The organism is Erwinia aphidicola (genome assembly GCF_024169515.1).
GTDB classification, from domain to species: domain Bacteria; phylum Pseudomonadota; class Gammaproteobacteria; order Enterobacterales; family Enterobacteriaceae; genus Erwinia; species Erwinia aphidicola.
In genome coordinates, this window is record NZ_JAMKCQ010000001.1 from 3368509 (window position 1) to 3391905 (window position 23397).

Sequence of the window (23397 nt, forward strand, 5' to 3'; positions counted from 1 at the left end):
ATGACGGCAGTCACTCTCTCACTGGTTCAGGCTCGCCAGCTGCACCTTGCGGCACAGGGTTTACTGCGGCCACCTTCTCATAAAGCGCGTTTTGACGATCTGCTGGCCGCGATAAGGCGCATGTCGCTGCTGCAAATTGACACCATCCACGTCGTGGCGCGCAGCCCTTATCTGGTGCTGTTCAGCCGCCTGGGAGACTACCCGGTTAGCTGGTTAGAACTGGCGCTGGCCTGCGGTAAACTGTTTGAATACTGGGCGCATGAAGCCTGCTTTATCCCGATTGAAGATTACCCACTGCTGCGCCACCGTATGCTCAATCCGACGGCTTTAGGCTGGAAGTACAATCAGCCATGGATGGATCAGCATCAGCAGGAGATCGCCGATCTGCTGGCGCATATTGGTGAGAATGGCGCGGTGCGATCGGCAGATTTTGCTGCTCCGGCAGGGCAGAAACCGGGCTGGTGGGCGTGGAAGCCGCACAAGCGTCATCTGGAAAACCTGTTTAGCGCAGGCGAGCTAATGGTCAGTGAGCGCCGTAACTTCCAGCGCGTCTACGATCTGCGGCAGCGGGTACTGCCTGAATGGGATGATGCCCTGCATGCATTGACGGAAAAGGATGCCACTGAGCGCATGCTGGAGAACAGCGCGGCCAGCCTGGGTATTTTTCGTCCCTCCTGGCTGGCGGACTATTACCGCCTGAAGCGGGCGCCCGTCACTCAGGCAATCACCCGCTGGCTGGAGCAGGGCACGGTGCGCTCAGTACAGGTCGAAAGCCTTGGAACGCTGTACGTGCACCAGACGCTGTTCGCCCAGCTTGACGCTCCACAGGCCGCCACGCACACCGCCATCCTCTCACCGTTCGATCCGCTGGTATGGGACCGTAAGCGAGCGCTGGAGCTGTTCAACTTTGACTACCGCCTGGAGTGCTACACGCCGGAGGCGAAGCGGCAATACGGCTATTTTGTTCTGCCGATCCTGCATCGTGGCGCGCTGAAAGGCCGCCTGGATGCGCGCATGCTGCGCAAGGAAAAAATATTGCAGGTCAAAACGCTGTGGCTTGAGCCAGAGGTGCGCGTCACGCAGCAACTGCTGGGCGATCTGCAGCGCGCGCTGACAAAGTTTGCCCGCTGGCAGGGCGCTGAAATGATCGAGGTCAATAAACTTCCGGCATCGATGGCAACGGCCTGGCCCGCGCGCTGGAAAATAGCGTGCGGGAGCGGTTTTTTCGTGGCCGGCGGGTAACTGCTCTGGTGCAGCTATGGTATTCTTGAGGCTTGCAAAACTGGGTTCATTGCGGAGGAACCATGGATCATCGTTTACTTGAAATTGTTGCCTGCCCGGTATGTCATGGCAAACTGTATTACAACAAAGATCTGCAGGAGCTGGTGTGCAAACCAGACGGGCTGGCCTATCCGGTGCGTGATGGAATTCCTGTACTGCTGGAAGTTGAAGCGCGTACGCTGACCCTGGAAGAGAGCCATCCATGAGTTTTGTGGCGATTATTCCGGCGCGTTTTGCCTCTACCCGCCTGCCGGGTAAACCGCTGGTGGATATTCACGGCAAACCGATGGTCGTCCACGTCATGGAGCGCGCACTGGAGTCCGGTGCTGAACGTGTGATCGTTGCTACCGATAACCAGGATGTGGCGCGTGCCGTCACGGCAGCCGGGGGTGAGGTCTGCATGACCCGCCCCGATCACCAGTCAGGCACCGAGCGCCTGGCGGAAGTGATTGAGCACTACCAGTTCGCCGATGACACGGTGATTGTCAACGTGCAGGGTGATGAGCCAATGATACCCCCGGTGATTATCCGTCAGGTGGCAGATAATCTGGCTAAAAGCAGTGCCGGTATGGCGACGCTGGCGGTGCCGATCGACTCTGCGGAAGAGGCCTTCAACCCGAATGCGGTAAAAGTGGTGCGCGATGCTAACGGCTATGCGCTCTACTTCTCGCGCGCCACAATCCCCTGGGATCGCGAGCGTTTTTCAGCCTCACGCGACACCATTGGCGACCACTTCCTGCGTCATATCGGGATTTACGGCTACCGTGCCGGTTTTATCCGCCGCTATGTAGGTTGGGAAGCGAGCCCGCTGGAGCAGATAGAGCTGCTGGAGCAGCTGCGCGTGCTGTGGTACGGCGAGAAGATCCACGTTGACGTGGCGAAAGCCATTCCCAGCGTGGGGGTTGATACTCCGGAAGATCTGCTGCGCGTCCGTGCGGCCATGCGTTGAGTTTAATCGGGGGTGCATTCGCAGCCCCGATCTACTGCCTGCAAATTTGATCCCATGCTGAGCAAATCACCACTTTCAGCGCCATGTTAAGCGTGCCTGCCTGAAAGGAGGGCGGATGGAACAACTGCGATCTGAACTCGAACTGGTACTTGGTGAAACTGTCAGCCGGGTTGAATGCATCAGCCAGCAACCCTATGCCAGCCTCTACACCCTCTATGATGACAGCGGCTATTCACTGCCGCTGGTCGCGAAATACTTCTCAATGAAGGGTATTGCCGCTCAGGAAGCCCATAAGCTGTCGATGCTGGCGCGTGAGGGGAAAGTGCGCGTGCCCGCCGTTTACGGGCTGGTGATCAGCCAGCAGCCCCCGCAGCACGAAGTGCTGCTGATCGAGCGGATCGGCGGCGTCTCAGTTGAAGCACCGACCCGCACCCCCGATCGCTGGCAGCAGCTGCAGGAGCAAATCGTCGAGGGCATGCTCTCCTGGCATCGTATTGACAGCCATGGCCTGGTCGGCACGGTGGACAGCACTCAGCAAAATCGCTGGCCTGCATGGTATACGCAGCGCATTGAGGTGCTGTGGGCGACGCTAAATTATCTGCAGCCGTCAGCGCTGGATATCGACGACCGCCAGATACTGTTTCGCAGCCGTGCCTGCCTCAGTGCCCTGTTTGCCGGTTTTGACGACCCGTGCGTGCTGGTTCATGGCAACCTCGCGCTGAGCAGCATTGTGAAAGAAGCCTGGGGCGACCGGCTGCAGGCGATAATCAATCCCGGTACGGTGCTGTGGGCACCGCGTGAGTTTGACCTTTACCCGCTGTGCGAGTCCGTTGCCGGGGAGGCGATTCTCAGCGCATATCTGCAGCGCGCTCCGGTGGCGGAGGGCTTTGTTGCCCGCCGCTGGCTCTATATCCTGTGGGAGGAGGTGGCGCGACTGATCCACACCACACAATTTGACCCGCCGCGTTTCAAGCTCGCCGCACGCTCCCTGCTGCCGTGGCTCAGCTAGCGCTTTGCGGCTTCAGCCATTGCCACAAGCGGCCCAGGCTCTCATACCACGCCCGCTCGCTGTGTCCCAGCCAGAATGAGTTCGGCATCGCCCTTTCCCACAGATTGAGTGGAGAAGTGACCGCCAGCTGATTCGCAGGCGCCGGCCAGGGGTGTAACCCCTGGCGCTGGAAAAAGATCATCGCTCTGGGCAGATGGTTAGCTGACGTCACCAGTGCAAACGGCTGCTCGCCGACAATTTTCGCCACTTCACTGGCTTCCTGCTCGGTATCATGCGGCTTATCCAGGGTGATAATCGCTTCGGCAGGTACGCCCAGCGACTGCGCCACGCGCGACGTCACCTCAGCAGAGCTCAGCGGATTGTTCTGCGCTCTACCACCGGTAAAAATCAGCCTGGCTCCCGGGTTGGCACGCCAGATGCGGATGCCTTCCGTCAGGCGCGGCAGGCTGTTGTTGAGCATGTTAGAGCTGGGTGCCCACGCGTCATTCCAGGTATAACCCCCACCAAGCACCACGATATAAGCGAGCGGCTGCTGATTGTGCCAGGTGGGGTAACGATCTTCGATCGGCGCCAGCAGACGATCGGCGACCGGCTGCAGGCTGAGCAGCAGCAACAAGATCCAGCTGGCGGAGATCAAAATTTTGCCGCTCTTTTGCCAGCGACTGAACCAGATCAAGAAAATACCCAGCGCCATGATTAACAGCAGCATGGGCAGGGGCAGCAGCAGGCCGCCGAACACTTTTTTCAGCGCGAAAAGCATGAAAAAGGACTCCTTTTGTCCGAAAAAACGCCACCCGGAAACGAAGCGATGACTGAGAGGTTCATTTATTGCCAGTGTATGCCAAAATACCCGACTGAATCACGCCTGAACGCTGGAGCTGCCTGTATGCAGGATCGCAACTTTGATGATATCGCAGAAAAGTTTTCACAAAATATATACGGTACCACCAAAGGCCGCATTCGCCAGGCGATCCTCTGGCAGGATCTCGACGCGCTGCTGAGTACCTTTCCTGCCGGGCCGCTTGCGGTGCTTGATGCGGGCGGCGGGGAAGGGCAGACCGGCTGCGGCATGGCAGAGCGTGGTCATCAGGTGCTGCTGTGCGACGTATCGGAGGAGATGATCGGCCGCGCCAGCCGCTTAGCGCTGGAAAAAGGTGTGAGCGGCAACATGCAATTTAAACAAATTAGCGCTCAGCAGGTCGTGCAACATTTGGATAAGCCGGTTGATCTGGTATTGTTTCACGCTGTGCTGGAATGGGTAGCCGAACCGCAACAGGTGCTGGCCGCTTTGTATGATGCGCTGAAGCCCGGAGGCGTGCTGTCGCTGATGTTTTATAACGTCAACGGCCTGCTGATGCAGACCATGGTGCTGGGCAATTTCGGCTATCTGCAGGCAGGCTTAAGCAAACGCAAAAAGAAAACCCTGTCCCCGGACTACCCGCGCGATCCGCAGCAGGTTTATGCCTGGCTTGAGGCATGCGGCTTTACCATTGAAACGAAAACCGGCATCCGGGTTTTCCACGACTATCTGCGGGATAAAACCAAGCAGAGTGAGCGGTTTGATGAAGTTCTGGCGCTGGAAAAGCAGTATTGCCGCCAGGAGCCGTTTTTAAGTTTAGGGCGTTACATCCACGTCACAGCGCGGAAACCCATTCAGAAGGACGAACTATGAGTGATTTTTCCCAGACTGTACCGGAACTGGTGGCCTGGGCGCGAAAAAATGATTTTTCCGTCACGTTGCCGACCGAACGTCTGGCTTTTTTGCTGGCGATTGCCACCCTCAACGGGGAGCGCATGGATGGCGAAATGAGTGAAGGCGAGCTGATTGATGCCTTCCGCCACGTCAGCGATGGCTTTGAGCAGACCAGCGAAACGGTGCTGGTTCGCGCCAACAATGCCATCAACGATATGGTACGCCAGCGCCTGATCAACCGCTTTACCAGCGAACACTCCGAAGGGAATGCTATCTATCGCCTGACGCCGTTGGGGATCGGCATTACCGATTACTACATCCGCCAGCGCGAGTTCTCCACGCTGCGCCTGTCGATGCAGCTGTCGATCGTCGCCGGTGAGCTGAAGCGCGCCGCCGACGCCGCCGATGAAGATGGCGATGAGTTCCACTGGCACCGCAACGTATTCGCGCCGCTGAAATACTCCGTGGCGGAAATTTTCGACAGTATCGACATTACGCAGCGCATCATGGATGAGCAGCAGCAGGCGGTAAAAGACGATATCGCGCAGCTGCTGAACAAAGACTGGCGCGCGGCGATCTCCAGCTGTGAGCTGCTGCTGAACGAAACTTCCGGCACGCTGCGCGAATTGCAGGATACGCTCGAGGCCGCGGGCGATAAGCTGCAGGCCAATCTGCTGCGCATCCAGGATGCGACGATGAACAGCCCGGATCTGGGGTTTGTCGACAAGCTGGTTTTTGACCTGCAAAACAAGCTCGACCGTATTATCAGCTGGGGCCAGCAGGCTATCGATCTGTGGATTGGCTACGATCGCCACGTCCATAAATTTATCCGTACCGCCATCGATATGGATAAAAACCGCGTCTTCGCCCAGCGGCTGCGCGTCTCGGTGCAGAACTATTTTGAGATGCCGTGGGCGCTCACCTATGCCAATGCCGAGCGCCTGTACGATATGCGCGATGAAGAGCTGGCACTGCGTAATGAAGAAGTCACCGGTGAACTGCCGTCAGAGCTGGAGTACGAAGAGTTTAATGAGATCCGCGAACAGCTGGCGGCAATGATTGAAGAGGCGCTGGCGATCTACAAAGCGCAGCAGAAGCCGCTGGATCTCGGCGCCGTGATGCGCGAATACCTGACACAATACCCGCGCGTGCGTCACTTCGACGTGGCGAGAATTGTCGTCGATCAGGCCGTGCGCTTAGGCGTGGCCGAAGCAGATTTCTCCGGTTTGTCCGCTGAGTGGCAGACCATTAATGATTACGGAGCCAAGGTGCAGGCACATGTCATCGACAAATATTGAACAAGTGATGCCGGTAAAGCTGGCCCAGGCCCTGGCTAACCCGATTTTTCCGGCGCTGGACAGCCAGTTACGTGCAGGCCGTCATATCGGCATCGATGAGTTAGATCAGCACGCCTTCCTGATGGATTATCAGGAATTTCTCGAAGAGTTTTACGCGCGCTACAACGTGGAGCTAATCCGCGCCCCGGAAGGTTTCTTCTACCTGCGCCCGCGCTCCACCACCCTTATCCCGCGTTCGGTGCTGTCCGAGCTGGATATGATGGTCGGTAAAATTCTCTGCTATCTCTACCTCAGCCCGGAACGTCTGGCCAATGAAGGGATCTTCAGCCAGCAGGAGCTGCATGATGAGCTGATGTCGCTGGCCGATGAAGGCAGGCTGCTGAAGCTGGTTAACCAGCGCTCGACCGGCTCTGACCTTGACCGCCAGAAGCTGCAGGAAAAAATGCGCGCCTCATTAAACCGCCTGCGCCGCCTCGGTATGGTGTGGTTTATGGGCAACGACAGCAGCAAATTCCGCATCACTGAATCCGTGTTTCGCTTCGGTGCCGACGTGCGCAGCGGGGATGATGCCCGTGAAGCGCAGCTGCGCCTGATCCGTGACGGTGAAGCGATGCAGCTTGACGGCGGGCTGGCGCTGGCAGATGAAACCGACGACGGCGAAAGTACGGCAGAACGCAACCAGCCGGACGGCGGAGAGGAAGAATAAATGATTGAACGTGGAAAGTTTCGCTCACTGACGCTGATTAACTGGAACGGCTTCTTTGCCCGTACCTTTGACCTCGACGAGCTGGTGACTACGCTGTCGGGTGGTAACGGAGCCGGGAAGTCGACCACCATGGCGGCCTTTATCACCGCGCTGATCCCCGACCTGACGCTGCTGCACTTCCGTAACACCACCGAAGCGGGCGCCACATCGGGTTCTCGTGATAAAGGCCTGCACGGTAAGCTGCGCCCCGGCGTGTGCTACGCCGCGCTGGACGTGATGAACTCACGTCACGAGCGCGTGATTGTCGGCGTGCGCCTGCAGCAGGTTGCCGGCCGCGACCGCAAAGTGGACATTAAACCGTTCAGCATCCATGGCCTGCCGACGTCGATTAACCCGACTGAAATTCTCACCGAAACGGTGAATGCGCGCCAGGCACGGGTGCTGCCGCTCAGCGAGCTGAAGGACAAATTCGAAAGTAGCGAGAGCGTACAGTTCAAACAGTACAACTCGATTACTGACTACCACTCGGTGATGTTCGATCTCGGTATCGTGGCGCGCCGCCTGCGCTCTGCCGCCGACCGCAGCAAATATTACCGCCTGATTGAGGCCTCGCTGTACGGCGGGATCTCCAGCGCAATTACCCGCTCGCTGCGTGACTACCTGCTGCCGGAAAACAGCGGGGTGCGTAAAGCCTTCCAGGATATGGAAGCGGCGCTGCGTGAAAACCGCATGACGCTGGAAGCGATCCGCGTCACCCAGTCCGACCGCGACCTGTTTAAGCACCTGATTTCCGAAGCGACCAGCTACGTGGCAGCAGACTATATGCGCCATGCTAACGAGCGCCGCATTCACCTTGACGCTGCCATGGTGGTGCGTAACGACCTGTTCAGCAGCCGTAAGCAGCTGGCCGCGGAGCAGTATCGTTCGGTTGAGATGGCGCGTGAGCTCGCCGAGCATAACGGCGCAGAGAGCGATCTGGAAACCGATTATCAGGCCGCCAGCGATCACCTCAACCTGGTGCAAACCGCGCTGCGTCAGCAGGAAAAAATTGACCGCTATGATGCCGATCTCGAAGAGCTGACCTTCCGCCTGGAAGAGCAGAATGAAGTGGTGGCTGAAGCGCGTGAGCTGCAGGAAGAGAACGAAGCGCGCAGCGAAGCGGCCGAGCTGGAAGTCGACGAGCTGAAAAGCCAGCTGGCTGACTATCAGCAGGCGCTGGACGTGCAGCAGACCCGCGCTATCCAATACCAGCAGGCATTGACCGCGTTGCAGCGGGCGAAAGAGATCTGCCAGCTGAGCGACCTTAGCGTTGATAACGCTGAAGAGTGGCAGGAAACTTTCCAGGCCAAAGAGCAGGAAGCGACCAGCAAGCTACTGATGCTGGAGCAGAAAATGAGCGTGGCACAGGCTGCGCACAGCCAGTTTGAACAGGCTTTCGAGCTGGTTACCAAAATTGCCGGGCCGGTCAGCCGCAGCGAAGCCTGGCAGGTCGGTCGCGATCTGCTGCGCGATGCGGGCAACCAGCGTTATCACGCTGAACAGCTGCAGCCGCTGCGTAGCCGCATCAACGAGCTTGAGCAGCGCCTGCGCGAACAGCAGGATGCCGAGCGCCTGCTGAGCGAGTTCTGCAAGCGCCACGGTAAGCAGGTTGATGCTGAAGAGCTGGAAGCCCTGCAGTATGAGCTGGAAGCGCAGATTGAGCAGCTGAACGACAGCGTCTCCGATGCCGGTGAGCGCCGCATGAACATGCGCCAGGAGCTGGAACAGCTGCGCGAGCGTATCGCCCGCCTGACTAAACAGGCGCCGCAGTGGCTGGCCGCGCAGGAGATCCTTTCCCAGCTCAGCGAGCAGACCGGGCAGGTGCTGGAAAACAGCCAGCAGGTTACCGAATTTATGCAGCAGCTGCTGGAGCGCGAGCGCGAAACCACGGTTGAGCGTGATGAAGTCTCTGCCCGCAAGCGTGAAATTGAGCAGCAGATCGAGCGCCTCAGCCAGCCTGGCGGAGCCGAAGATCCCCGTCTTAACAACCTCGCTGAGCGCTTTGGCGGCGTGCTGCTGTCCGAAATTTATGACGATGTCACCATCGACGATGCGCCGTACTTCTCCGCGCTGTACGGCCCGGCGCGCCATGGAATTGTCGTCCCGGACCTGTCACGGGTACGTGAGTTGCTCGACGGCATGGATGACTGCCCGGAAGATCTCTATCTGATTGAAGGGGACCCGCAGTCGTTTGATGACAGCGTATTCAACGTTGAAGAGCTGGAAAAAGCGGTGGTGGTCAAGGCCAGCGATCGCCAGTGGCGCTATTCACGCTTCCCGAAAGTGCCGCTGTTTGGCCGTGCGGCGCGTGAGAATCAGCTGGAGCTGCTGCAAACCGAGCGGGAAGGCCTGGCCGAGCGCTACGCCACGCTGTCGTTTGACGTGCAGAAAACCCAGCGTCTGCACCAGTCCTTCAGCCGCTTTATCGGCAGCCACCTCGCCGTGGCCTTTGAGTCCGATCCGGAAGCGGAAATGCGCCTGCTGAACAATCGCCGCACGGAAGTTGAGCGCGCGCTGAGCAGCCATGAAAGCGAAAACCAGCAGCAGCGCCAGCAGTTTGACCAGGCGAAAGAGGGCGTAGCTCAGCTTAACCGCCTGATGCCGCGCGTCAGCCTGCTGCTGGATGATTCCCTGCGCGACCGTTACGAAGAGATTCTGGAAAAGCTGGATGAAGCGCAGGAAGCCGCACGCTTTATCCAGCAGCACGGCGCTCAGCTGGCGAAGCTGGAGCCGATCCTCTCCGTATTGCAGAGCGACCCGGAACAGCATGAACAGCTGAAGCTGGATTATCAGCAGGCGCAGCAGCAGCAGCGCGATGCCCGTCAGCAGGCGTTTGCCCTGACGGAAGTGGTACAGCGCCGCGCGCACTTTGGTTATACCGACTCCGCAGGCATGCTTGACGGCAACAGCGATCTCAACGAGAAGCTGCGTCAGCGCCTGGAGCATGCCGAGGCTGAACGTGCGCGTGCCCGCGACCAGCTGCGCCAGCATCAGGCCCAGCTGACGCAGTATTCTCAGCTGCTGGCCACGCTGAAAAGCTCCTATGACGCCAAGCGCGACATTCTGAAAGAGCTGCAGCAGGAGATGCAGGACATCGGCGTACAGGCTGACTCCAGTGCCGAAGAGCGTGCGCGTATGCGCCGTGATGAACTGTATAGCGCCCTGAGCAATAATCGTGCCCGCCGTAATCAGCTGGAAAAACAGCTGACCTTCTGTGAAGCCGAAATGGATGCGCTGCAGAAAAAACTGCGCCGCCTGGAACGTGAATACCAGGTGGGCCGCGAGCAGGTCGTCAGTGCTAAAGCGGGCTGGGTGGCGGTACTGCGCCTGGTGAAAGACAACGGAGTCGAGCGTCGACTGCATCGCCGTGAGCTGGCGTATCTTGGCGGGGACGAGCTGCGTTCAATGTCGGATAAGGCGCTGGGTGCGCTGCGTCTGGCGGTAGCGGATAACGAACATCTGCGCGATGTACTGCGCCTGTCGGAAGATCCTAAACGTCCTGAGCGTAAAATTCAGTTCTTTATCGCCGTATATCAGCACCTGCGCGAGCGTATCCGTCAGGATATCATCCGCACGGATGACCCGGTCGAAGCCATCGAGCAGATGGAGATCGAACTGAATCGTCTGACCGAAGAGTTAACCGCACGCGAGCAGATGCTGGCGATCAGCTCGCGCAGCGTAGCGAACATTATTCGTAAAACCATTCAGCGCGAGCAGAATCGTATTCGCCAGCTGAACCAGGGCTTGCAGGCCGTCAGCTTTGGCCAGGTGAAAAGTGTGCGTCTGAACGTCAACGTGCGTGAAGCCCACTCCACCCTGCTTGACGTTTTGTCAGAACAGCATGAGCAGCATCAGGATCTGTTTAAAAGCAATCGCCTGACCTTCTCGGAAGCGCTGGCGAAACTCTATCAGCGCCTGAACCCGCAGATCGATATGGGGCAGCGCACGCCGCAAACCATCGGTGAGGAGCTGCTCGATTACCGTAACTATCTGGAAATGGAAGTTGAAGTTAACCGTGGTTCCGACGGCTGGCTGCGCGCAGAGAGTGGTGCACTGTCGACCGGTGAAGCTATCGGTACCGGGATGTCCATTCTGGTCATGGTGGTGCAGAGCTGGGAAGAGGAGTCACGCCGCCTGCGCGGAAAAGATATCTCGCCTTGCCGACTGCTGTTCCTCGACGAAGCGGCGCGTCTGGATGCCAAATCCATCGCTACGCTGTTCGAACTGTGTGACCGTCTGGAAATGCAGCTGATCATCGCGGCGCCTGAAAACATCAGCCCGGAAAAGGGGACGACCTATAAGCTGGTGCGTAAGGTGTTTAATAATACTGAGCATGTTCATGTGGTGGGTCTGCGCGGCTTCGCTGCCGAGCCGACGGTGACCAGCAATGGCGCCGAAGCTGAGGCATAATCCTGGACTAAAAATATAAAAAATGATGGCGTGCAGTGGTAAAATCTCTGCTGCCAGATTACTCTGGATAACGGCATTTGCAACGGAAGAGGCAGATGCCGTTTTCTGTTTCTATACTTATAACAATGACTAACTGCTGCTGTTCTTTGATTCAGCTGGCTTACACAGGGGGCAAGGGATGTTGCTGAAGAAATCGTTATCCGCTCAGGCCGTTGCGCTTGGCTACTGTTTGATGTTCGGACTGACATACATGTCCCCCGCAGCGGCAGGTATTCCACCTGTTTCCGCACCTGCGTCATCGACCGTTAGCGTGGTTCAAAGCCAGGCACAAATCAGTGCGGCTTTCCCTCATGGGAGCACGCCGTTTTATTTGAAGAATCTCACCCCACTGTATGCCGCAAACGGTATGCGTCTGATGTGGCAGGATCAACAGGCCGTGCAGCAGTTCCAGCAGCAGCTGGCTGAGGTTGCGCTTTCCGGCGTGCAGCCGCAATTTACCCGCTGGGTCAAACAGCTGACCGATCCGCAAATTAGCGGGCTGGCGCGTGATGTGGTGCTGTCTGACGCCATGTTGGGCTATCTGCAATTCACCTCCAATGTGCCGAGCAAGGGTGAAGTCTGGCTGTATAGCAATGCCCCTTACAAGATGGAAGCGCCGTCAATGGCGGCGATCAATCAGTGGCAGCGCGCATTGGCGCAGGGCAATCTTAGCGGCTTTGTGCAGTCCCTGGCCCCGCAGCACCCGCAATATGCCCTGATGCATCAGGCGCTGAAAACCCTGCTGGCGGATGCGCGCCCGTGGCCGCAGCTGCGGGATAAACAAACGTTAAAACCGGGGCAGGTGAGTGATGATGTTCCGGCGCTGCGCGACATTTTACAGCGCACCGGCATGATGTCTGCCGCCAATGAACCGCCGAAACCGACTGCCGAAGTGGTCGGAGCCGTGGATGCCCCGCTGGTGCATGACGATGATAACGCACAGCCGGATGCTGTCGTGCCGCAGCAGCGAGATACCAACGCGGTTGTCAGCCCGTCTGCCACTGCCACCACGGATATTCCCCCACCTGCAGTGCCGAATAACGTCGGTAACGTGCAGGGCGAGGCTATCCCGGTCAATGCTGACAATATCTACACGCCACAGCTGGTTGAGGCGCTGAAACGCTTCCAGCGCTGGCAGGGGTTGGAAGCGGATGGCGCAATTGGCACGCGCACCCGCGAGTGGTTAAACGTCTCGCCGCAGCAGCGTGCTTCGCTGCTGGCGCTGAACATTCAGCGTTTGCGTCTGCTACCCGATGATATGCACAACGGCATCATGGTGAATATCCCGAACTACTCGCTGGCTTACTACGTTAACGGCAGCGAGATTTTATCCTCGCGGGTGATTGTTGGCCGCCCGGACCGTAAAACGCCGTTGATGCGCAGCGCGCTGAATAATGTGGTACTCAACCCGCCGTGGAATGTGCCGACCACGCTGGTGCGCAAAGATATTGTGCCGAAGGTGAAGCAGGATCCGATGTACCTGTATAAACACGGTTATACGCTGCTGTCAGGCTGGAGCAGCGATGCGCAGGTGATCGACCCATCAATGATTGACTGGAGTATGGTTTCGGCCGCCTCGTTCCCGTATCGCATTCGCCAGGCTCCGGGGGCCACCAACTCGTTAGGGCGCTACAAGTTTAATATGCCAAGCTCGGACGCCATCTATCTGCACGACACGCCTAATCACGGCCTGTTTCAGAAAGATATTCGCGCGCTCAGCTCAGGCTGCGTGCGCGTGAACCGCGCCTCGGACCTCGCTAACCTGCTGTTGCAGGATGTGGGCTGGGATGGCTCGCGCATCAGCAGCACCCTGAAACAGGGCGAAACGCGCTTTGTTTCAATCCGCCACCGCATTCCGGTTAATCTCTATTACCTGACCGCCTGGGTAGCAGATGACGGTCAGCCGCAGTTTCGTACAGATATTTACAATTATGATATGACGGCGCGCTCAGGCACTCAGGTGCTGACGCAGGCTGGTCAATTATTGCTCTAATTGTTGATTATCCAGCAGTTCCGCCCGCGGGGAGTTCTCCGCTCAGTTGGCTGGCGCAGCGGCGTTGAGTGCGATCTCTGCGTCACACTCCGCTGCGCCGGGTTGACGGATGTTTTCTCCCCCGGTAAGGTTCGGACGGTGCAGTAAATGCATCGTTCCGAATACTTCAGCCAGGTAATACAGATTCATGGATAAATTTGACTCAAATCGTCGTAAGTGGTTAGCACTGGGCGGCGCTGCACTCGGTGTGGCACTTCTTCCCGGACAGGCTTTTGCCTCGCTCTCTACTGCTCGTCCTCGTGTGCTGACCCTCAGCAACCTCAACACCGGTGAAAGCCTCAAAACTGAGTTTTTCAATGGAAAAAGTTACGACAAGGATGAATTAGCGCGCCTGAATCACTTTTTCCGTGACTACCGGGCCAACAAAAGTAAGAACATCGATCCCCACCTGTTCGATCAGCTTTACCGCCTGCAGACCATGCTTGATACGCGCAAACCCGTGCAGTTAATCTCCGGTTACCGTTCGCTGGCGACCAACAACTCGCTGCGTTCGCACAGCAAAGGCGTGGCAAAGCACAGCTACCACACCCTGGGTCAGGCAATGGATTTTCACATTGAAGGAATTTCGTTAAGCAATATTCGCAAAGCTGCGCTTTCGCTACGTGCAGGCGGTGTAGGATACTACCCGAGCAGTAACTTTGTGCATATTGATACCGGTCCGGTACGGAACTGGTAAAAACGAAATTCCGGGCACCTGTGGTGGCCGGTAACGGAGAGTTATGGACTATCACATTATCCCGGTCACCGCGTTCGCTCAGAACTGTTCGGTGATTTGGTGTGCGGAAACTCGCGAAGCCGCGCTGGTGGACCCGGGCGGTGACGCGGAGAAAATCAAACGAGAAGTCGCTGATTTGGGCGTTAAGCTCACCCAAATCCTGTTGACGCACGGCCATCTTGACCATGTTGGTGCCGCCGCCGAGCTGGCAGAGCATTATCAGCTGCCCATTATTGGCCCACATATCGCCGATAAATTCTGGCTGGACGCGCTGCCGACGCAGAGTGAAATGTTTGGCTTTGCCACTTGCCCACCGCTGACGCCGGATCGCTGGCTGGAAGAGGGGGAGACGGTAACCTTGGGCAATACCCCGCTTGAAATCCTGTTGTGCCCTGGCCATACGCCGGGGCATATCGTCTTCTTTGACCGCGCAGGCCGCCTGCTGGTTTCTGGCGATGTGATTTTCAACGGCGGGGTCGGGCGTTCAGACTTCCCTCAGGGCAGCCACAGCGACCTGATCGCCTCCATTCACCACAAACTCCTGCCGCTGGGTGACGATGTGACCTTTATCGCAGGTCACGGCCCGATGTCGACGCTCGGGCGTGAACGTATCAGCAACCCGTTCCTGCAATAGCCGCATTGAAAAAAGGGGGCGACCGCAAAAACGGTCGCCCCCTTCAATGTAAAGGCTGACCCTTAGTGCCGGTCAGCCCTCTCTCATTTACAGTACCGCGACAATCGCCTCACACAGCGGTGCCATATTGTCCGGGGTCATGCCCGCAACGTTAACGCGCCCGGAGTTCACTGCATACACGCCAAACTCATCGCGCAGGCGAACCACCTGATCTTTGGTCAGGCCGCTGAACGAGAACATGCCGTTCTGATCGATGATAAAGCTAAAGTCGCCTTTCGCCCCTTTCTCCTGCAGCGTATTGACAAACAGCTGACGCATACGCTGAATGCGCTCGCGCATCGCGCTCAGTTCCTGCTCCCACAGCACGCGCAGGGCGCTGTTGCTGAGGATAGTCGCAACCACAGCCGCACCGTGTGCCGGTGGGTTAGAGTAGTTGGCGCGAATGGTGGCTTTCACCTGACTGAAGGCGGTATCTACCACCGCCGCATTAGCGGCGACCAGCGTGAAGGCACCCACGCGTTCGTTATACAGGCCAAAGTTTTTCGAGTAAGAGCTGCAAACGATCAGTTCCTGGTGGGTGGCAGCAAAGGCGCGCAGGCCTTCTGCATCCTCTTCCAGACCGCGAGCGAAGCCCTGATAGGCGAAGTCAAACAGCGGCAGCCAGCCTTTCGCCAGCGACAGCTCAGCCAGCTGTGACCACTGTTCAGCCGTTGGGTCAATCCCGGTTGGGTTGTGGCAGCAGCCGTGGAACAGCACTACGTCACCGGCTTCAGCGGCATTCAGGCTGTTTAGCAGGCCATCGAAGTCCAGCGAGTGATTCGCCGCATCGTAATATTTGTATTCACACACTTCCAGACCGGCGGCTTCAAACACATTTTTGTGGTTCGGCCAGCTTGGGTTACTCACCCAGATGCGTTTGGCTGGGGTCTGCGTGGCGATAAAGTCCGCCGCCACGCGCAGAGCACCGGTACCGCCAGGGGTTTGGGCGGTGCGGGCACGATGATGGCCAATCAGGGCGCTGTCAGCACCGAACAGCAGTTCCTGGGTGCAGCGACCAAAATCAGCAATACCATCAATGCTCAGATAGTTTTTGGTGGTTTCGTTTTCCAGCAGATACTGCTCAGCTTTCTTCACGCTGGTCAGTACCGGCGTGTTGCCGGTTTCATCTTTATACACGCCAATACCGAGGTTGATTTTATTCTGGCGATCGTCGGCGCGGAACAGATCGGCTAAACCAAGAATAGGGTCGGCGGGTGCAGCTGCAATACGTTCAAACATAGTCGAAGTCCGTTAGCTTAATCTAAAGCGAAGTGAGGACTCAGGGTACCGCCTGGAAGGGTAAATTGCCAACCGTTTGCGTGAAAATTGCAGTAGAAAGAGAAAGGGGAAGGGCAGAAAACAAAAACGGGGCCGAAGCCCCGTTTTGATGCTCTGATAACCGCGACCGCAGCCGCAGTTAAATGGCAATTAGAACTGGTACTGCAGGCCAACACCAACAACGTCGTCGGTCGCTACGCCCTGAGAACGGGTGTAATCGTTGTCATCCAGCAGGTTGATTTTGTAGTCAACATAGGTAGACATGTTTTTATTGAAGTAGTAGTAGGTACCCACTTCGATATATTTAACCAGGTCTGCATCGCCACCGTTGAAGGTACCGACTGCATCCAGCTGCTTGCCTTTAGACTGCAGGTAAGCGATGGATGGGCGCAGGCCGAAGTCGAACTGGTACTGTGCAACCACTTCGAAGTTCTGAGTTTTGTTAGCAGTCTGACGCGCGGTGTCGCCGTATGCAGTGGTGTTACGTGCTTCACCGTAGAATGCTGCCAGGTAAACGTTGTTAGCATCGTACTTCAGGCCGGTGCCCCACTGATCAGCTTTGTCACCTTTACCGTCAGCTGCCTGCAGGTTAGTACGGTCAGAAGAGGCATATGCGCCTACTACGCTCACGCCCATACCGGTGTCGTAAGCAACAGATGAGCCCCAGCCGTCGCCGTTGTCGTGCAGTACGTCACGGCCTTCGTTTTTGCCCTGGTACTGTACAGCGAAGCTCAGGCCTTCAACCAGACCGAAGAAGTTGCTGTTACGGTAGGTAGCCAGACCGTTTGAACGACCAACCATGAAGTTGTCGTTTTCCTGGTACATGGTGTCATCGCCGAAGATTGGCAGCTGGTCGGTGTAAGACATTGCGTCGTAGATCACGCCGTAGTTACGACCGTAGTCGAATGAGCCTGCATCACCGAATTTCAGACCGGCGAAGCCCAGACGAGTTTTAGAACCTGTAGTACCCTGAGATTCAGCAACGTTCGCCTGAACGTTGTATTCCCACTGGCCGTAGCCGGTGATTTGATCGTTGATCTGGGTTTCACCTTTGAAACCAAAACGAACATAAGTCTGGTCGCCGTCAGAACCAGCGTCGTCAGAGAAGTTGTGGCGCGCATCAACTTTACCGTACAGGTCCAGTTTGTTGCCATCTTTGTTATAGATTTCTGCAGCGTTCGCGGCACCAGCAGCCAACAGAGCTGGGATCACTACTGCAAGAATGTTGCGCTTCATCATTTTTTATTACCCTCATTGGAGTTATTTGGACACCTGCCACTGCCGTCAATAATTCTTTACAGAACTACGATGAGAGTTTGGTGTCTTCCTGTGTCTGCACGCATCTTTCCATTCGCAGCCTGGTTAATCTAGCGCGAAAATGCTACCAATCTCCTATTCTGGTTACAATAGGAAAATATGTATGACAAAATGTAAAAAATACGGAACTTTGTGAGGGAACTCTAAATTTACAAAAATAAAAAAAGGCCAGCGAGGCTGGCCTTAGTATATATATGAATTTCTTATATTTAATGCAGAAATCAGAAGGTGGCGTTGCGCGGAGTACGCGGGAAGGCGATAACATCTCTTACATTTTGTACGCCGGTGACATAGGCGATTAATCGTTCGAAACCTAAACCGAAACCTGAATGTGGCACGGTGCCGTAGCGACGCAGATCGCGATACCACCAGTAATCTTCTTTATTCAGACCCATCTCGGCGAGGCGAGCATCCAGCACGTCCAGACGCTCTTCACGCTGTGAACCGCCGATGATTTCACCGATGCCCGGAGCCAGAACATCCATCGCAGCCACGGTTTTGCCGTCGTCGTTGAGACGCATATAGAAAGCTTTGATGTCTTTCGGGTAGTTCTTCACCACTACCGGCGCCTTAAAGTGTTTCTCGGCCAGATAGCGTTCATGTTCGGAAGAGAGGTCAATACCCCAGGAAACGGCATTTTCGAAGGTCTGGCCAGATGCCAGCAGGATCTCGACGGCCTCGGTGTAATCTACCTGCGCAAAATCGGTAGTCACAAATTTCTCCAGGCGCGAAATCGCTTCTTTGTCTACACGCTCAGCGAAGAAGGCCATATCGTCGGCGCGTTCTTCCAGTACCGCTTTGAAGACATACTTGAGCATCGCTTCCGCCAGCGCGGCGTTATCTTCCAGATCGGCAAACGCCACTTCCGGTTCCAGCATCCAGAATTCCGCCAGGTGGCGGCTGGTGTTGGAGTTTTCCGCACGGAAGGTTGGACCGAAGGTGTAGATCTTAGAAATCGCACTGGCATAGGTTTCGCCGTTCAGCTGGCCGGAAACGGTCAGGAACGCTTCTTTACCAAAGAAGTCTTCGTCGTAATTGACTTTGCCTTCCGGCGTGCGCGGCAGGTTTTCCATATCCAGCGTCGAAACGCGGAACATTTCACCGGCACCTTCCGTATCGGAAGCGGTAATCAGCGGGGTAGAGACCCAGAAGAAACCCTGCTCGTCGAAGAAGCGGTGTAATGCCTGGGCCAGCGTATGACGCACGCGGGCGACGGCACCAATCAGGTTGGTACGCGGGCGCAGGTGTGCAACCTCACGCAGATATTCAATGCTGTGGCGTTTTGCCGCCATCGGGTAGGTATCAGGGTCATCAACCCAGCCAACCACTTCGACCGCCGTGGCCTGAATTTCAAAACTCTGGCCTTCACCCGGGGATTCCACCACTTTGCCGGTAATCACAACCGAGCAGCCGGTGGTCAGGCGCAATACTTCATCCTGATAATTATTCAGAGAATTATTGACCACAGCCTGAACGGGATTAAAGCAGGAACCGTCGTAAACGGCGATAAAGGAAATACCGGCTTTTGAATCTCTTCGTGTACGCACCCAGCCACGTACGGTGACTTCGCTGTCAACCGCGACCCGGCCGTGCAGTACATCCGCTACAGGCACAACGCTCATATAAGTCTCTCACTATTAATCTGAATAACCCCGAAATTAGGGTCTTGCTATGTTACTTGCCAGACGAGGAGAAACAAGAGAAATTCCCGGAAGCGGGAGAGATTTATTAACAGGATGGGGCTATCAGGGGCCAGCACGGGTCTGGCCCCTGGAAACTGTTAGCTGGCTTTCTTGACCAGCGGAAGATCGAAAGCTTTGCGCAGGGCGCGGACAAAGGCTTTATCCTGACAGATAGTTTTACCCGGGCTGTCGGAAAGTTTAGCGACCGGCTTACCGTTGCACTCCACCAGCTTGATGACAATATTAAGCGGTTTTACCTCGGGAATATCGCAGGTCAGGCGCGTACCGATGCCGAAAATGACATTTATACGCTGACCAAACTGGCGATATAACGCCACGGCTTTATCCAGGTCAAGATTATCGGAGAACACCAGCGTTTTGCTCTGCGGGTCTAATTCCAGCTGCTGATAGTGGGCAATGGCTTTCTCGCCCCATTCAAACGGGTCTCCAGAATCATGGCGCAGCCCCTGGTAAGCGGTGGCAAACCCACGACCGAAGTCGCGCAGGAAAGCATCCATAGTGATGCAGTCGGTCAGCGCAATGCCCAGCTGGTCCGGATACTCCTCCAGCCAGGCCTGCAGTGCAGCGCGCTGGCTGTTAGCCAGCACTGGGCTGATCTGCTGATGCGCCTGGAACCATTCGTGCGCCTGAGTGCCGACCGGGGCAATACCCAGCTGACGCGCAACTTCATAGTTACTCGACCCGACCAGCCACGGAAAATCCTGCTTGAGCGTGCTGACAATCGCCAGCTGCACATCGTGAGAGAAGCGGCGGCGGGTGCCGAAGTCCATCAGACGGAAGCGCGACATATCGAGATCCGCCGTCAGGTCGGCAAACTGCACCAGCTTGCTCTTCAGCTTGTCGACCGCCATCTGTGGCGTCACCAGAGGTGAGCGGTGACGATGCACCACTTCACTGATCAGCGCCAGCAGCGGCACTTCCCACATGATGACTTCACGCCACGGCCCGCTGATACGGATATCCAGCTTGCCGTGATGGTTGCGCACGCTCACCTGGCGCGGATCGTAGCGGAAGGTGCGCAGCCAGCTCAGGTAGTCCGCCTTGAAGAAGGGCAGGCCAGAGAGATACGCAAACTCGTCGTCGCTCAGTACCAGCGAAGCCATCGACGCGATTTGCTCGTTAATCTCATCAGCATAGATGCCGAGCATGTCGTCACCACGGCAACGAAACTCGGCGGCGACGGTGACATCGTAATAGCGATGAAACACAGCCTGCTGCATGTGGAGTTTATAAGCATCGGTATCTAAAAGCGTGGTCAAAATCGGGGAAGCGTGTCGTGTCATGGTGCGTTTCAGCATCCTCTGGCGAAGAGCGTTATCCCTGGTTCAAATAAAAGAAAAGTCGCAGGAGTATAACCCGAATACTCATTTAGTGAAGCCGATCACAGCACAATTCGGCTAGTCGGGATGAGGAAGAGCGCGGCGTTTGTTAATGAGATGTACCATTTTCAGGCAATGGCGCCAATTGTCGTCGATTCTACGTGGCAACCAGGGCATAACAGGAATAGACTTGAAAAGGTTAACTAATTACGACGTGAGAAGGACTTATGACGCAACTGCCGCAAGCCAAAAATCGCCATGATTATCGTGCCCCGGATTACACCATTACCGATATCGATCTGACTTTTAACCTTGATGCCAGCACCACGCAGGTCACCGCTATCAGCCAGATTAAACGTCTGGGTGCCAGCACGGCGGAGCTGCGTCTTGACGGCGGTGAAGACCTGAAGCTGGTGTCGCTGCATGTCGACGAGCAGCCGTGGCAGCACTACCGTCTGGAAGAGGGCGCGCTGGTGTTAACCCAGCTGCCTGATGCTTTCACTCTGAAAATCGTCAATGAGACCCACCCGGATAAAAACACCGCGCTGGAAGGGCTGTACAAGTCCGGCGAAGCGCTGTGTACCCAGTGTGAAGCCGAAGGCTTCCGCCACATCACCTGGTATCTGGACCGCCCGGACGTGCTGGCGCGCTTTACCACCACGATTATTGCCGATCAGGCGCTCTACCCTTATCTGCTCTCCAACGGCAACCGCGTGGACGGTGGTCAGATGGGAGATGGCCGTCACTGGATGAAGTGGCACGACCCGTTCCCGAAACCCTGCTATCTGTTTGCGGTTGTGGCGGGTGATTTTGACGTGCTGCGCGACAGCTTCAAAACCCGTTCCGGCCGCGATGTGGCGCTGGAGATCTTCGTCGATCGCGGCAATCTCGACCGCGCTGACTGGGCGATGACCTCGCTGAAAAACAGCATGAAGTGGGATGAAGAGCGCTTCGGACTGGAGTACGACCTCGACATCTTTATGATCGTTGCCGTCGACTTCTTTAATATGGGCGCGATGGAGAACAAAGGCCTGAACGTCTTTAACTCCAAATACGTGCTGGCTAAGGCTGAAACCGCGACCGACAAAGATTACCTCGGCATTGAGGCGGTGATCGGCCATGAATACTTCCATAACTGGACCGGCAACCGCGTCACCTGCCGTGACTGGTTCCAGCTCAGCCTGAAAGAGGGGCTGACGGTGTTCCGCGATCAGGAGTTCAGCTCTGACCTGGGTTCGCGCGCGGTTAACCGCATTGATAATGTGCGCGTGATGCGCGGTTCACAGTTTGCCGAAGATGCCAGCCCGATGGCGCACCCGATCCGCCCGGAACAGGTGATCGAGATGAACAACTTCTACACTCTGACAGTGTATGAGAAGGGTTCAGAAGTTATCCGCATGATGCATACCTTGCTGGGCGAGGAAAACTTCCAGAAAGGTATTCAGCTCTACTTTGAACGCCATGATGGCAGCGCCGCCACCTGTGATGACTTCGTGCAGGCGATGGAGGATGCCTCCAACGTTGATCTCTCGCAGTTCCGCCGCTGGTACAGTCAGTCCGGTACGCCGGTGCTGTCGATTCGTGACGACTACAACCCGGAGCTGGAACAGTACAGCCTGCACGTCACTCAGATGACCCCGCCGACCGCTGACCAGAAAGAGAAGCTGCCGCTGCATATTCCGCTGGATATCGAACTGTACGATGGTGAAGGCAAGGTGATCCCGCTACAGCACAATGGCCACCCGGTCCATCATGTGCTGAACGTCACCGAATCGTTCCAGACCTTTGTGTTTGATAACGTCCATTTCCAGCCGGTGCCGTCACTGCTGCGTGAATTCTCAGCGCCGGTAAAACTCGATTACAACTGGAGCGATGCGCAGCTGACCTTCCTGATGCGCCATGCACGTAATGACTTTGCCCGTTGGGATGCGGCGCAGAGCCTGATGGCTAACCACATCAAAATCAACGTTGCCCGCCAGCAGCAGGGACAGCCGCTGTCACTGCCGCTGCACGTGGCGGATGCCTTCCGTGCCGTGCTGCTGGAGGAGAATACCGATCCTGCCCTGATGGCGTTAATCCTGACGTTGCCATCAGAAAATGAGATTGCCGAGCTGTTTGAGGTGATCGACCCGGCCGCCAATGCGGTCGTACGTGAATCGCTGGTGCGCACGCTGGCAACCGAGCTGGCCGATGAGCTGCTGGCGGTCTACTACGCCAACCAGACGGCGGAATATCGCGTTGAGCACGCAGATATGGGCAAGCGCGCGCTGAAAAATGTCTGCCTGAGCTACCTGGCGTTTGGTGATGCGCAGCTGGCCAATAAGCTGGTGAAAGCCCAGTTCGAAAAAGCCAATAATATGACCGACAGCGTGGCCGCGATGGCTGCGGCCGTGAGTGCGCAGCTGCCGTGCCGTGCGGATCTGCTGGCGGCCTTTGACGAGCGCTGGCATCAGGATGGCCTGGTGATGGACAAATGGTTTGCGCTGCAGGCTACCAGCCCGGCGGCCGATGTGCTGACGCAGGTACGTGCGCTGCTGAACCACCGTTCGTTCACCCTCAGCAACCCGAACCGTATTCGCTCACTGGTCGGGGCATTTGCCCAGCTTAACCCGTCCGCTTTCCATGCCATTGACGGCAGCGGCTATCAGTTCCTGGTGGAGATCCTCACCGATCTTAATACCCGCAACCCGCAGGTTGCGGCACGCATGATCGAACCGTTGATCCGCCTGAAGCGTTACGACAGCACCCGCCAGCAGCTGATGCGCAACGCGCTGGAGCAGTTAAAAGGGCTGGATAAACTCTCCGGCGATCTGTTCGAGAAGATCACCAAGGCGCTCAACGCCTGAACTTAAGTTTCATCCTCAGCGAAAACCAAACCGGGCAGTTGCCCGGTTTTTTTTACTATTTTCTGGATG

17 protein-coding genes are annotated in these 23397 nt (G+C 56.7%); 12 read left to right on the forward strand and 5 right to left on the reverse strand.

What is annotated here, in order from left to right; all coding sequences use genetic code 11:
• From J2Y91_RS15755 to J2Y91_RS15770, 4 genes are all read left to right on the forward strand, one after another.
• On the forward strand, nt 1-1242 hold the full coding sequence (locus tag J2Y91_RS15755) for a winged helix-turn-helix domain-containing protein (protein ID WP_133624062.1): 1242 nt from the start codon (nt 1-3) through the stop codon (nt 1240-1242).
• A gap of 62 nt (nt 1243-1304) precedes the next feature.
• A complete protein-coding gene (locus J2Y91_RS15760) occupies nt 1305-1487 on the forward strand; it encodes a Trm112 family protein (RefSeq protein ID WP_048916529.1) in 183 nt (60 codons plus the stop codon).
• Entirely contained in the window at nt 1484-2230 is a 747-nt protein-coding gene (gene kdsB, locus J2Y91_RS15765) for a 3-deoxy-manno-octulosonate cytidylyltransferase (protein ID WP_048916528.1), read from the forward strand. The genes J2Y91_RS15760 and kdsB overlap by 4 nt, the downstream gene beginning before the upstream one ends.
• Before the next feature lie 115 nt (nt 2231-2345).
• Nucleotides 2346-3239, forward strand: a complete 894-nt coding sequence (locus J2Y91_RS15770) for a YcbJ family phosphotransferase (RefSeq protein WP_048916527.1) — start codon at nt 2346-2348, stop codon at nt 3237-3239.
• On the opposite strand, the gene elyC is transcribed toward J2Y91_RS15770, so the two are convergent.
• The gene (elyC, locus tag J2Y91_RS15775; RefSeq protein ID WP_133624061.1) at nt 3232-3999 is read right to left on the reverse strand and encodes an envelope biogenesis factor ElyC; all 768 of its coding nucleotides are present in this window, start codon (nt 3997-3999) and stop codon (nt 3232-3234) included. The two genes, J2Y91_RS15770 and elyC, sit on opposite strands and share 8 nt — an antisense overlap.
• 126 nt (nt 4000-4125) lie before the next feature.
• Here elyC and cmoM point away from each other — a divergent pair, with 126 nt between their 5' ends.
• The 7 genes from cmoM to J2Y91_RS15810 all read left to right on the forward strand — a co-directional run bounded on the left by cmoM (nt 4126) and on the right by J2Y91_RS15810 (nt 14826).
• Nucleotides 4126-4911, forward strand: coding sequence for a tRNA uridine 5-oxyacetic acid(34) methyltransferase CmoM (gene cmoM / locus J2Y91_RS15780; RefSeq protein ID WP_133624060.1), 786 nt, complete (start codon nt 4126-4128; stop codon nt 4909-4911).
• A complete protein-coding gene (mukF, locus tag J2Y91_RS15785) occupies nt 4908-6230 on the forward strand; it encodes a chromosome partition protein MukF (protein ID WP_048916524.1) in 1323 nt (440 codons plus the stop codon). The genes cmoM and mukF overlap by 4 nt, the downstream gene beginning before the upstream one ends.
• Nucleotides 6211-6936 (forward strand): chromosome partition protein MukE, encoded by a 726-nt coding sequence (gene mukE, locus J2Y91_RS15790; protein WP_133624059.1) that lies wholly within the window; start codon nt 6211-6213, stop codon nt 6934-6936. Before mukF ends, mukE begins: the two co-directional genes overlap by 20 nt.
• A complete protein-coding gene (gene mukB / locus J2Y91_RS15795) occupies nt 6937-11385 on the forward strand; it encodes a chromosome partition protein MukB (RefSeq protein WP_253538752.1) in 4449 nt (1482 codons plus the stop codon).
• 178 nt (nt 11386-11563) lie between these two features.
• Nucleotides 11564-13417 (forward strand): L,D-transpeptidase, encoded by a 1854-nt coding sequence (gene ldtD / locus J2Y91_RS15800; protein ID WP_133624057.1) that lies wholly within the window; start codon nt 11564-11566, stop codon nt 13415-13417.
• Nucleotides 13418-13604: 187 nt separating this feature from the next.
• Nucleotides 13605-14153, forward strand: a complete 549-nt coding sequence (mepK, locus tag J2Y91_RS15805) for a peptidoglycan L,D-endopeptidase MepK (RefSeq protein ID WP_048916520.1) — start codon at nt 13605-13607, stop codon at nt 14151-14153.
• Nucleotides 14154-14196: 43 nt separating this feature from the next.
• Nucleotides 14197-14826, forward strand: coding sequence for an MBL fold metallo-hydrolase (locus tag J2Y91_RS15810; protein WP_133624056.1), 630 nt, complete (start codon nt 14197-14199; stop codon nt 14824-14826).
• An 87-nt stretch (nt 14827-14913) separates the two neighbouring features.
• Here J2Y91_RS15810 and J2Y91_RS15815 read toward each other — a convergent pair whose 3' ends face one another.
• The 4 genes from J2Y91_RS15815 to pncB all read right to left on the reverse strand — a co-directional run bounded on the left by J2Y91_RS15815 (nt 14914) and on the right by pncB (nt 20446).
• Nucleotides 14914-16104: an amino acid aminotransferase gene (locus J2Y91_RS15815; protein WP_133624055.1), complete on the reverse strand. Its 1191-nt coding sequence runs from the start codon at nt 16102-16104 to the stop codon at nt 14914-14916.
• Between the two features lie 189 nt (nt 16105-16293).
• Nucleotides 16294-17382, reverse strand: coding sequence for a porin OmpC (gene ompC / locus J2Y91_RS15820; protein WP_301292153.1), 1089 nt, complete (start codon nt 17380-17382; stop codon nt 16294-16296).
• A 299-nt stretch (nt 17383-17681) separates the two neighbouring features.
• The gene (gene asnS / locus J2Y91_RS15825) at nt 17682-19082 is read right to left on the reverse strand and encodes an asparagine--tRNA ligase (protein WP_048916513.1); all 1401 of its coding nucleotides are present in this window, start codon (nt 19080-19082) and stop codon (nt 17682-17684) included.
• Between the two features lie 158 nt (nt 19083-19240).
• A complete protein-coding gene (gene pncB / locus J2Y91_RS15830; protein ID WP_048916515.1) occupies nt 19241-20446 on the reverse strand; it encodes a nicotinate phosphoribosyltransferase in 1206 nt (401 codons plus the stop codon).
• Between the two features lie 263 nt (nt 20447-20709).
• On the opposite strand from pncB, the gene pepN reads away from it, so the two are divergent.
• Nucleotides 20710-23328 (forward strand): aminopeptidase N, encoded by a 2619-nt coding sequence (pepN, locus tag J2Y91_RS15835; protein WP_133624019.1) that lies wholly within the window; start codon nt 20710-20712, stop codon nt 23326-23328.
• The last annotated feature ends 69 nt before the right edge of the window (nt 23329-23397 follow it).